Genomic DNA, 13116 nt, shown 5'->3' on the forward strand with positions numbered 1-13116 from the left:
AATACGCTTTTCGATAAAAGCAATCACCTCAGAGGAGTCTATTAGATCATCACCACATCAAACTGCTCTGGTCCATACAGCGGCTCAGCATGAATTTCCACACGCTTCTGCATAAACACGATTAACTCACCTAAATTATAGGATTCATCACCTTTCAGCGCCTCTGCAACCGCCACTGATGCATATACAGCAAAACGCTCAGCAGAATAAGCACGGTCTACACGTAATATTTCACGTAATATCTCATAACATACTGTCTCGACAGTTTTCACATAACCGCGACCATTACAGGTTTTGCACTCACCACAGAAAATATGCTCAAGACTTTCGTGAGTACGCTTACGCGTCATTTCAATCAAACCTAATGGCGAGAAATCGTTAATATGGGTCTTTACGCGATCTTTTGCCAATGCTTGCTCTAAGCTATTAAATACTCGGCGACGATGCTCTAGCAATTTCATATCGATAAAGTCGAGTATGATTATACCGCCTAGATTACGTAACCTTAATTGGCGAGCAATCGCTAAAGTCGCTTCAATATTGGTATTGAAAATAGTCTCTTCAAGATTGCGATGGCCAACAAATGCACCGGTATTAATATCTACAGTGGTCATAGCTTCCGTTTGATCAATAATCAAATACCCGCCAGATTTTAATTCCACTTTACGATTTAAGGCACGTTGCACTTCATTTTCTACATCAAACAGATCAAATATTGGGCTTTCACCAGCATAGTATTCAATCTTGCCTTCCAACTCAGGCACAAAATCGGCACTGAATTTAGATAACTCTTTAAAGCTCAATTTCGAATCGATACGTACTCGATCTATTTCGTTGCCTACAAAGTCTCGCAAAATACGAAATGCCAACCCTAAATCTTGATATAACATCTTATTCTTAGATTGCGTACGCTGTTTACGTGTGATGACTTTACGCCAAACACGCTGTAAAAAAGCCGCATCATTTCTTAATTCAGCTTCAGGAGCCCCTTCCGCTGCAGTACGAATGATAAAACCACCAAGGTCATCAACACAAGATTGTGTGATCTCCTTTAAACGCTCTCGCTCTTCAGCACTTTCAATGCGCTGTGATACCCCAACATGTTTGGTGTCAGGCATAAACACTAAATATCGTGAGGGTAAAGTAATATCCGTAGTTAAACGCGCGCCTTTTGTACCTAGCGGATCTTTTACAACTTGCACAATGATATTTTGTCCAGGCCTTACTAAGGTTGAAATATCAGCAACTTTAAATTTTTCTTTTTCCGGTCCAGTAAAACATTCCGCATGTAAATCGATATCAGATGCATGTAAAAAGGCAGCTTTTTCTAAACCAATGTCAACAAATGCAGCCTGCATCCCAGGTAATACGCGGGTCACTTTACCTTTGTAGATATTACCAGCAATACCTTTACTTACTTGACGCTCTATATGTAACTCTTGTAAAACACCACCTTCAATTAACGCAACACGCGTTTCTGTGGGGGTAATATTCATTAATAATTCAACAGACATGTTAAGCCTCTTCAAAGCGTTTAATAAGTTGTGCTGTTTCGTAAAGGGGTAACCCTACCACTGCACTATAACTACCCGAAATATGGGTGACGAATTGCCCTGCAATTCCTTGAATACCGTAACCACCAGCTTTATCTTTTGGCTCACCAGTATCCCAATAGTCTGAAATTTCTTGATCCGAGAGGATTTTAAATGTCACATCGGTAGTTACTAACTTAACCGCTTGTTGTTGTGCCGTGACTAACGCAACGGCCGTCAAGACTTGATGTGTATTACCCGATAACAAATGCATCATCTGTTGTGCATGCAGTTTGTCCTGTGGTTTCTCCATCACAATACCATCACACACCACAATCGTATCCGCACCTAACACCACGCCCTGCTGCTGATTATTAAGCAAACCCGCTAAGGCTTTTTCCAAAGCTAAACGTTGCACATAATGCTCGGCACTTTCTGCCACCTGCTGAGTTTCATCAATACCCGCTTTAATACGTTGATACTCAACATTAATTTGTGACAACAATTCACCGCGGCGCGGTGAACCTGATGCTAAAAACAGTTTAAATGGCATTAACTCACCTTATAACGAACGCGCAAGTAGCGCATAAATAGAAAGAACCAAGGCCAAATCAACATGGAGGTAAAAATTGACCAGAAATAAGGTCGATGTAACACAATCTCTTGCATGCTGGAGGCTATCCAATACAAACCTAATTTCGCAATAAAGATAAAGACACCTAATAATAAAGTAGTCTGCACTAAGGTAAAATTACGAAAACGTTGGAAATTGATACTGGTTAAATACGCCAATAAAGAAAACAATAAACCATGGGTTCCTAATGTTGAGCCTAATAACAGGTCAAGTATCAAACCCAGTATAAAAGCATGCCCAATGTTCACTCTATGCGGTAACGCAATAATCCAATAGAAAATCACTAAAATCATCCAATTAGGACGAAATGCATTAAACATGATCGGTAACGGAAAAATATCCGCCACCAAGCAAACAAAGAAAGTGAGGTAGATAACTCTATAACTATTCAGCAGGGGCATCGAATTCTTCCGGAGAATCTAACGTTAAATCAGCATCGGCTAATGGGTCATCATTCCATAGTAGGAGTAAATAACGGCTTCTATCTAGGTCCGCAACAGGTGTCGCCGTAACTGTGGCATACAACTCACCTTCTTGGTAATCAAAACGGCTAATTTTAGCCACCGGATAACCTGCAGGAAAACGTCCGCCTAAACCAGAGGTTACTAATAAGTCACCCTCTTTGATATCTGCATTACTTTGTACAAAAGGCACCTTAAGTTGATCCCAAGCGCCACTACCATGTACGACAGCAATCACATCATTACGTTGAACTCGCACCGGTATACCATGTGTTGCATCGACAATTAACACAACTCGGCTAGTGGTACTACCCACTTGTGACACTTGCCCAACTACACCCTGCTCATTGATCACAGGTTGTCCTAAATACACACCATTCAATGCGCCTTTATCAATTAATAATTGATGCGTAAATGGGTCAGAGCGTAAACTCATCACTTCAGTAATCATACGTTTGTATTTAAACTGCCTTTCAGAATTTAATAGTTGGCGAAGTTGTTTATTTTCACTTTGTAACTGTCCTAATAAAAGGCGATCTGCTTTTAAGTGTAAATTGTCTTTTTCTAATTGTTGATTACGATCGACTAACGCTTGTCTTGTCATGATGTTTTCAGAAAATGAACTGAATATTTTCTGTGGCGCATCGGCAACATATTGGATAGGTGAAACGATCGAATTTAAATAAACACGAGCCGAAGAGAATAAATTGAACTGACTGTCAGCGATCATCAAACCGATACAACAGGCTATCACAATGGATAGCCTAAGTACGAAGGAAGGACCGCGGGTAAAAATTGGTTTCATGGGGGTTTCTATTGAATGTTAACGCAGGAATCAACCTGCGTTAATTGATATCAATCTCCGTTAAAGACATCACCACCATGTGTATCGATCATCTCTAATGCCATACCGCCACCACGTGCAACACAGGTAAGAGGATCATCAGCAACAATCACAGGGATGCCAGATTCTTCAGACAACAGACGATCAAGTTCGCATAATAATGCACCACCACCTGTTAGGACCATACCTTGCTCAGCGATATCAGCTGCAAGCTCTGGTGGCGTTTTCTCTAATGCTAACATCACAGCTGAAACAATACCGCTTAATGGCTCTTGTAATGCTTCTAAGATTTCATTGCTGTTTAATGTAAAGCTGCGAGGAACACCTTCAGCAACGTTTACACCACGTACTTCAATCTCTTTAACTTCATCAATTGGATAAGCAATAGCAATACTGTGTTTGATGCGTTCAGCAGTAATTTCACCAATAGTACAACCGTAGTTACGACGCACATAATTGATAATAGCCTCATCAAATTTATCACCACCAATACGAACAGAGGCTGAATAAACGATACCATTTAATGAGATAACAGCAACTTCAGTAGTACCACCACCGATATCAACAACCATTGAACCTTTTGCTTCAGAGACAGGCATGCCTGCACCAATTGCTGCAGCCATTGGCTCATCAATTAAAAATACATCGCGTGCGCCAGCACCCATTGCAGATTCACGAATAGCACGACGTTCGACTTGTGTAGAGCCACAAGGCACACAAACTAAAACACGAGGGCTAGGACGCATAAAGCTATTGTTATGCACTTGTTTGATAAAATGTTGTAACATTTTTTCAGTGATATAGAAGTCAGCAATGACACCGTCTTTCATTGGACGAATTGCTTGAATGTTGCCAGGCGTTTTACCTAACATCTGCTTTGCAGCACTACCTACAGCGGCAACCCTTTTGCCATTTTTATCCATTCGAATTGCAACTACAGAAGGCTCATCCAAGACTATACCTTGGTCTTTTACATAAATAAGGGTATTTGCAGTTCCTAAATCGATTGATAAATCGTTAGAAAACATACCGCGGAACATTTTAAACATGAATATTTCCAAAAGAAGCGAATAAAAGTAATTCGCGTACTCTACCAACCCGCTAAAAATACAGCAAGAAAAGAAAGTGAAAAGCTTGCTTTTACTAGCATTAGCGAGCGCAAATTAGTTATTTTGATTACCGTCAAAGGATTACCAAGATAACATTTAACTATCAGCTTATTTTTCAACCAACAAAAAGCTGAATATACCTGTCGGTACACTTATACCAATTATAATAAATAAGCGCGCTAAATTTTGCATAGAAAAAATAACTTAGTTCAAGGCTTAAATTGAGCCTTTCGAAAATTAACTTCGTTAATCGTCTGCCGGAGAATTAACAAAAAGGAGATTAATTCTTGGGTGATGGTTCTCTTTACGAAATTTACAACGAAGAAATAAGTTATTTTAACAAGTAAATTAGCTCCGTTAATTAGTCTGGTTGGTATTAACTAAGCAGACACAAAGAAGCACAAATAGTTTCTTCTTTTAAGTGAATGTTTAGTTATAAAAAAACCTACCGAAGTAGGTTTTTAATTAATACATTAAAATGCTTAATGGCTCACTGATGCTAACTTTTCAAAGTAATCAGGGAATGTTTTAGAAGTACACTTAGGATCGTTAATCGTCACAGGTGTATCACTTAATGCCACTAATGAGAAACACATCGCCATACGATGATCATCATAAGTATCGATTTCTGCATGCTTAAGCTGTGCTGGCGGCGTTACTTCAATAAAGTCATGACCTTCAATCACTTCAGCACCGACTTTACGTAGCTCAGTTGCCATCGCATATAAACGATCTGTCTCTTTTACACGCCAGTTATAAACATTAGTGATTTTAGTGGTACCTTCAGCAAATAATGCCGCAACCGCAATAGTCATCGCAGCATCAGGAATATGGTTCATATCCATATCAATCGCTTTTAACTGACCTTTGCTGGCTTTAATGTAATCGTCACCCCATTCAATATTTGCGCCCATTGCTTCTAAGGCATCAGCGAATTGAATATCACCCTGTACTGATTTTTTGCCAATACCTGTCACTTTGATACTACCACCGCCAATTGCAGCAGCTGCTAAAAAGTAAGAAGCTGAAGACGCGTCACCTTCTACTAAGTAATTACCTGCTGCTTGATAAGTTTGACCACCTTTAATCACAAAGCGTTGGTACTCACCGTCAACGTTATCCACTTCAACACCAAAATCTTGCATGATTTGTAAAGTAATTTTAATGTAAGGTTTCGATACTAATTCACCCACGATATTAATGGTTGTATCTTCAGAAGCCATCGGTGCAGACATTAAAAATGCGGTTAAAAATTGGCTTGAAACACTGCCATCAATACTAATATCACCGCCTTTCAGGCCAGTTCCTTTAATTTTTAATGGTGGGTAATTTTCATCTTTTAAGTAACTAACGTCAGCGCCAGCTTGCTTAAGTGAATCAACCAATGAACCGATTGGTCGCTCGAACATACGCGGTTCACCAGTTAAGGTATATTCGCCTTGGCCTAAACATAAAGCAGCACATAAAGGACGCATTGCCGTACCTGCATTGCCTAAGAAAAGCTCGATATCACCTAATCCTTGTGTATCAAATGCACGACCTAATCCTTCAACAATACACTGTTTTTTATCTGCAGAAAGCGTGTAGTTAACGCCTAATTTTTTTAACGCATTTAACATATGACGGATATCATCACTGTCTAATAAATTAGTTAAAGTGGTCGTTCCTTGCGCCAATGCCGCTAATAATAAAGCGCGGTTTGATAGGCTTTTTGACCCGGGTAAATTAATTTCACCATCGACTTTTTTAATCGGGTTTAATAATAACTGTTCCATACTATCTGTTTCTCTTATTGCAAATTTAAAACACGGGTGAGTGCTTGTTTAAAACGTTGATTCTCTGCGTCAGTACCAATGCTAATGCGTAAATGTTGTGGTAAACCATAACCGGTGATCGGTCTTACAATCACCCCTTCTAACAATAGTTTTTGATAAACTTCGTCTCCCGATTGACCAACATTAACTGTAATAAAGTTACCCATAGATGGGATATACTGTAAATTATTAGCGTCAAAAAAAGCACTTAAGTCTTTCATGCCCGCATCATTTAAACGCACACTATCAACCAAGTATTGTTCATCTTGCAAAATAGTTTCCGCCGCTTTTAAAGCCAAAGCGTTACAGTTAAACGGTTGACGTACACGATTTAAAATATCAGCAATATCTGGATGAGAAATACTGTAACCAACACGTAAACCAGCCAAGCCATAAGCTTTAGAGAAAGTACGTGATACTATCAGATTAGGGAATTCAGCAATCCAAGCAATAGCATTACCACGACGCTCAGATGATGCATATTCAAAATAAGCTTCATCCAATACCACTAACACATCACTCGGAACTTGCTTCAAGAAGTCTTTAATCTCATCTTGCTCTAAAAAAGTTCCCGTCGGGTTATTAGGATTAGCAATAAAGATAAGTTTAGTTTTATCGGTGATCGCCGCCGCCATTGCCTCAAGATCATGACCATAATCTTTAGCTTTGACTACGACAGCGGTTGCGCCAATTGCTTGCGTTACTATTGGATAAACCACAAATGCATGTTCAGCAAACATCACTTCATGGCTATTATCTACAAAGGCACGTGCAATTAATTCTAATAAATCATTAGAGCCATTACCTAAAGTGATTTGGTTTAATTCGACTGCATACTTATTAGCTAGTGCCTGTTTAAGGTAATAACCATTTGCATCTGGGTAGCGTGTTAATTCCGTTAACTCTTTTTGTAATGTCGCTTTAACTGATTCACTTAACCCTAATGGGTTTTCATTAGAGGCTAATTTAACAATATTAGTTAATCCCAACTCACGCTCTAATTCATCGGTTGGTTTACCCGCTTGGTATGGGTGTAATTTTTGCACACCTTTATTCGCCAAGCTTAAAAAATCATTACTCATTTTACTTCCTTTCAATCACTTCTGTCGCGAGATTATGCGTAGCGTTTCTCAAATTCAGCCATAAAGTCAACTAAGGCTTGTACACCTTCGATTGGCATCGCATTGTAAATACTTGCGCGCATTCCACCGACTAATTTATGGCCTTTTAAGGTTAATAAACCTGCAGCTTTGGATTCGCTTAAAAAGGTTTCATTCAAGCTATCATCAGCTAATGTGAAAGGAATGTTCATACGGCTACGTACACTTTTATCTACATTATTGCTGTAGAAAGAAGACGCATCGATAGCGTTGTACAGCAGCTCAGCTTTCGCAATATTCTTTTTTTCTACTTCGGCAATACCACCTTGAGCTAATAGCCATTTAAACACTAACCCCGCTAAATACCATGAATACGTTGGTGGTGTGTTATACATAGAGTCAGCGTTTGCTTGTATCTCGTAATCAAAAATTGATGGAATCGCTTGGCGTGCTTTACCCACTAGGTCTTCACGTACAATGACAATTGCTAAACCAGATGGACCAATATTTTTTTGTGCTCCGGCGTAGACTAAGCCGAACTTACTAATATCCAATGGGCGAGACAAAATAGTTGAGCTCATATCAGCGACTAACGGCACAATCCCCGTTTCTGGCACATCAAAAATTTCAATCCCTTCAATGGTTTCATTTGGACAGTAATGCAGGTAGGCAGCACCACTATTAACAGGCCATTGATCACAAGGTTTAACGGTAATTTTGCCATCTTCCGTGGTGGTCATGATATCTGTTTCTTTAATACGCGCATGTTTCTTGGCTTCAACCACCGCAGACTTAGACCATTGTCCAGTCAGGATGTAATCCGCATCTAGCTTTTCGCCTAATAAGTTAAGTGGAACCGCAGCAAATTGACCACGTCCACCACCTTGGCAAAATAATACTTTGTAATTATCAGGTACTGACAGTAACTCGCGTAAATCCATCTCAGCTTGTTTAGCTAATGCGATGTATTCAGGGCTACGGTGACTTACTTCCATCACAGAAACCCCAGAACCTTGCCAGTTACAAAATTCACTTTGTGCTTGTTGCATTACTGCTTCAGGTAACATTGCTGGGCCAGCACAAAAATTATAAATCTTACTCATTTTTATATCCCTTAAAACAAAATAAGCGGCTACGGCCGCTTATTGATTATCATAATCCACTACTCAGCAGTATCAGTCTCTTGTTCATCGACTACGTCAGCTGGTGCTTCAGATGTACTACCTTCTTCAACAGAGGCAATCACTTCGCCTTCTTCACCTTCGTAAACAGGCACATCTTTAATTTCATCAATACGTTGTAATGCAACGATTTTCTCATCTTCAGAAGTACGGATCAACGTAACACCTTGTGTATTACGACCCACGACTGATACCTCAGAAACACGCGTACGTACTAAGGTACCCTTGTTTGAGATCAACATGATTTCATCGTTTTCATCAACCTGTACCGCACCGACCACTTTACCGTTACGTTCACTCACTTTAATTGAGATCACACCTTGCGTTGCACGGCTCTTAGACGAGTAATCTTCTAACGGTGTACGTTTACCGTAACCATTTTCAGTCGTTGTTAGGATATGGCCTGTTGCGTTTGGTACGATTAATGAAACAACCTTACCGCCTTCGTTTAATTTAATACCACGAACACCCGTTGCTGTACGCCCCATTGGACGAACACCTTTAAACTTGATTTCAGGGTTGCCGTTTTCATCTAAAACAACGTTACCTTCTTCATCAGTCACTTCACTCTCTTCAGCTTCTTTAAAGCGAACCACTTTACCTGCATCAGAGAACAACATGATTTCATCATTACCGTCAGTTAACGCAACACCGATTAGCTCGTTATCATCATTTAAGTTAATCGCAATCAAACCACTTGAACGTGGGCGACTGTAAGCACTTAATGCCGTTTTCTTAACCGTACCGTTAGCGGTTGCCATGAACACGTATTTATCATCTTCATACTCACGTACCGGCAAGATTGCTGTAATACGTTCACCCTCTTCAAGCGGTAAAATATTCACAATCGGACGACCACGTGCTTGACGAGATGCTAATGGTAACTGGAATGTTTTCAGCCAGTACAAACGACCACGCGTAGAGAAACATAAAATCGTATCATGGGTACTTGCCACTAATAGTTTTTCAATGAAATCTTCATCTTTCATCTTAGTTGCAGCTTTACCTTTACCACCACGACGCTGTGCTTCGTAATCAGATAGAGGTTGGTACTTAACGTAACCTTCGTGAGAAAGTGTAACGACCACATCTTCCTCAACGATTAAATCTTCCATACATAGGTCAGATTCAGATTCAGTAATTTCAGTGCGACGAGGGTCAGCAAAGTTATCACGCACTTCTTCTAACTCTTCTTCAATCACTTCCATTAAACGTGCAGGGTTTTCAAGAATGAATAACAGCGCAGCAATTATTTCTAATAGCTCTTTGTATTCACCTAAGATTTTCTCGTGCTCAAGACCCGTTAATTTATGTAAACGTAAATCAAGAATCGCTTGTGCTTGAATTTCAGTCATGAAGTATTGGTTATCACGGATACCGAACTCAACCGCTAAGCCATCAGGACGAGCCGCATCAACACCGCTTGCTTCTAACATAGAAGACACTGCACCTAAATCCCAACCACGTGCTTGTAAAGCAAGTTTCGCTTCGGCAGGTGTTGGTGACTTACGGATTAAATCAATAATTTCTTCGATGTTAACTAATGAAATCGCTAAACCTTCAAGGATGTGTGCACGGTCACGGGCTTTACGTAACTCAAATACCGTACGACGTGTAACTACTTCACGGCGATGCAGAATAAACGCTTCTAACATCTCTTTTAGGTTAAATAGTTTAGGTTGGCCATGGTCAAGTGCAACCGCATTGATACCGAAAGTCACCTGCATTTGTGTTTGTGCGTATAAGTTATTTAATACAACCTCACCCACTTCACCACGTTTAACTTCCACTACCATACGCATACCGTCTTTATCAGACTCATCGCGTAATGCACTAATACCTTCAATTTTCTTATCTTTTACAAATTCCGCAATCTTTTCAATCAGACGCGCTTTGTTCACTTGATAAGGTAATTCATGTACCACGATCGTTTCACGACCGGTTTTTTCGTTAACTTCAACTTCCGCTTTAGCACGTACTTTAATTTTACCGCGGCCAGTTGTGTAAGCATCAATAATACCTTTACGACCATTGATAATACCCGCAGTCGGGAAATCAGGCCCTGGTATATGTTCAATTAACTCATGAACCGTAATATCTTCATTTTTGATCAACGCTAAACATGCACTGATCACTTCACCTAGATTATGTGGTGGGATATTAGTTGCCATACCAACCGCAATACCCGAAGAACCATTAATCAATAGGTTTGGAATTTTTGTCGGTAGTACTTCAGGAATGAATTCAGTACCGTCATAGTTAGGTACGTAATCAACCGTTTCTTTTTCTAAATCGGCTAATAATTCATGGGCTAGCTTCTGCATACGGATTTCTGTGTAACGCATTGCTGCCGCGCTATCACCATCAACAGAACCGAAGTTACCTTGACCATCAACCAACATGTAACGTAGTGAGAAGTCTTGCGCCATACGAACGATAGTATCGTATACAGCAGTGTCACCATGTGGATGGTATTTACCGATTACATCACCAACAACACGTGCTGATTTTTTATAAGGCTTGTTCCAATCATTACGTAAGATATTCATCGCAAATAAAACACGGCGATGTACTGGTTTTAGACCGTCACGTACATCGGGCAATGCACGCCCTACGATCACGCTCATAGCGTATTCAAGATAAGAATTTTTTAATTCATCTTCAATATTAATTGGAGAAACGTCAGAGGCAAATTCGCTCATAGAAACTTAAATCCTTAATTTAGTGGAAATAGACTGAATTTAGTAAGGGATTGATAGTAGCACAAATGCACCTCAGCAAAAGGCTTTTAATAGGCAAAATCGCCTGAGAATCGTTTTATGAGCGAATTTGAGGCATTTATCGTTTTAAAGTACATTTTTTAAACAACTTAATTTTCAAATTAAAGCGCTCAGCGGCGCAAAATAAAATTCCCCATCCTAATTATTATCACGTTATAATCATTTGCTAGGTCAAATGACTCAATCAACAATGACATTAGCCCATTTTTCACTGCCACAAACATACAGGGTGCACCAGCATGGATCACAACACACCAGCAACAATTTCAGCCTTAGAAGCCACATCAGAAGCGTTGATACTAGAAGATAATGTCGATCAACAAGAGATCGAGAAGTTTTCAGCAATGGCAGAACAATGGTGGGATTTAGAAGGTGATTTCAAACCACTACACATGCTAAACCCAACACGTCTTGAATATATCGAACAAGGTGTACAAGGTTTGTTTGGCAAAAAAGTAGTCGATGTAGGTTGTGGTGGCGGTATCCTAGCAGAGAGCATGGCGATTAAAGGTGCAGAGGTCATTGGCATCGACATGGCACACGCTTCATTACAAATCGCGCGTTTACATGCCTTAGAAACAGAAACAAAAGTCACTTATAAAAAAACCACAGCCGAGCAGTTTGCCGCGGCTCATGCACAACAGTTTGATGTTGTGACTTGTATGGAGATGTTAGAGCACGTGCCAGATCCAGCGTCAGTGATCCAAGCATGTTGTGATTTAGTAAAACCAGGTGGCACAGTGTACTTTTCAACCATCAACAAAACCTGGAAAGCCTACCTAATGATGATTTTAGGCGCAGAGCACGTTTTAAAATGGGTACCAAAAGGGACTCATGAATATGAGAAATTCATTCGTCCTTCTCAGTTATTAAGCGCGATTGATAATACGCAGTTACATTGTGATGATTTATGTGGTGTGGAATACAGCCCGTTATCAAGTAATTTTAAAATCACTAAAAACGTTGATGTGAACTATATGTTGAAGTGTACTAAAGCACTTTAGTTTTTCGTTGTTTATTGTGTGTCGATTTTCGGGGCGCTGGGTGAATTAGCCGATAGGCTAGAGTTATGAACGGAAGAGCTCTGCGATTCCTTTTTTTAGCCTGCTTGTTTTTACTTTGTGTTATGTTTTGTTATTGCTCGTCTGCGCTCGTCGGGTCAGCTTTATACTTATTCACAGTGGTTTCGCCCTGTCGGCGAGTTCATTTTCTTTATACGAACAAAGAAAACAGAACCAAAAGAAAGTCGCCCCAATACGTTTTTAAAACCTGAATCAATCACACCCTTCTTAACGCACCGCTCATATTCGACTTCCCTGTCTCGAACTGAGCTACCATGCCTTAGTTTGCTAGGAAATTATCGTAGCCAACTTGAGCAAGGTTTTGTTGTAGCTAAATCAAGAGCTGTAAGTTCAGTTTGTAAAATTAGTATGTAGCTCATGACGTATCGATTTTCGGGGCGCTGACTTTAGTCTGCATGTTTTTACTTTGTGTTTTTTTACTAATACTAGTCTGCGCTCATCGAATCTAATTGATATTTCCAACTCTTGTTCTGCACTAACGGCGTGTTACTTTCTTTTGCTCACCAAAAGAAAGTAACCAAAGAAAAAGGCTCCCAATCGTTTTTTAACCTGAACAAATCACTACCTTCTTAACGCACC

General features: G+C 39.9%; 10 protein-coding genes. 1 reads left to right on the plus strand and 9 read right to left on the minus strand.

The window, feature by feature from the left end:
* Positions 1-41: 41 nt before the first annotated feature.
* From rng to gyrA, 9 genes are all read right to left on the minus strand, one after another.
* Positions 42-1514, minus strand: a complete 1473-nt coding sequence (gene rng, locus AC0L3W_RS08200) for a ribonuclease G (RefSeq protein ID WP_290039791.1) — start codon at positions 1512-1514, stop codon at positions 42-44.
* A 1-nt stretch (position 1515) separates the two neighbouring features.
* Positions 1516-2085, minus strand: coding sequence for a Maf family protein (locus AC0L3W_RS08205; RefSeq protein ID WP_290039792.1), 570 nt, complete (start codon positions 2083-2085; stop codon positions 1516-1518).
* Positions 2085-2567, minus strand: a complete 483-nt coding sequence (gene mreD / locus AC0L3W_RS08210) for a rod shape-determining protein MreD (protein WP_290039793.1) — start codon at positions 2565-2567, stop codon at positions 2085-2087. Before mreD ends, AC0L3W_RS08205 begins: the two co-directional genes overlap by 1 nt.
* Positions 2551-3432, minus strand: a complete 882-nt coding sequence (gene mreC / locus AC0L3W_RS08215; protein WP_290039794.1) for a rod shape-determining protein MreC — start codon at positions 3430-3432, stop codon at positions 2551-2553. The genes mreD and mreC overlap by 17 nt, the downstream gene beginning before the upstream one ends.
* Before the next feature lie 50 nt (positions 3433-3482).
* Positions 3483-4520, minus strand: coding sequence for a rod shape-determining protein (locus AC0L3W_RS08220; protein ID WP_113819585.1), 1038 nt, complete (start codon positions 4518-4520; stop codon positions 3483-3485).
* Positions 4521-5062: 542 nt separating this feature from the next.
* On the minus strand, positions 5063-6355 hold the full coding sequence (aroA, locus tag AC0L3W_RS08225; protein WP_290039795.1) for a 3-phosphoshikimate 1-carboxyvinyltransferase: 1293 nt from the start codon (positions 6353-6355) through the stop codon (positions 5063-5065).
* A 14-nt stretch (positions 6356-6369) separates the two neighbouring features.
* Positions 6370-7476 (minus strand): histidinol-phosphate transaminase, encoded by a 1107-nt coding sequence (hisC, locus tag AC0L3W_RS08230; protein WP_409439203.1) that lies wholly within the window; start codon positions 7474-7476, stop codon positions 6370-6372.
* Between the two features lie 32 nt (positions 7477-7508).
* Entirely contained in the window at positions 7509-8597 is a 1089-nt protein-coding gene (gene serC / locus AC0L3W_RS08235; RefSeq protein WP_290039797.1) for a 3-phosphoserine/phosphohydroxythreonine transaminase, read from the minus strand.
* 59 nt (positions 8598-8656) lie between these two features.
* Complete coding sequence (gene gyrA, locus AC0L3W_RS08240; protein WP_290039798.1) at positions 8657-11377, minus strand: DNA topoisomerase (ATP-hydrolyzing) subunit A; 2721 nt, start codon at positions 11375-11377, stop codon at positions 8657-8659.
* A gap of 317 nt (positions 11378-11694) precedes the next feature.
* Here gyrA and ubiG point away from each other — a divergent pair, with 317 nt between their 5' ends.
* Positions 11695-12459 (plus strand): bifunctional 2-polyprenyl-6-hydroxyphenol methylase/3-demethylubiquinol 3-O-methyltransferase UbiG, encoded by a 765-nt coding sequence (ubiG, locus tag AC0L3W_RS08245; protein WP_473574981.1) that lies wholly within the window; start codon positions 11695-11697, stop codon positions 12457-12459.
* Positions 12460-13116: the final 657 nt, after the last annotated feature.

The sequence above is a fragment of the Psychromonas sp. KJ10-5 genome, from assembly GCF_055808325.1.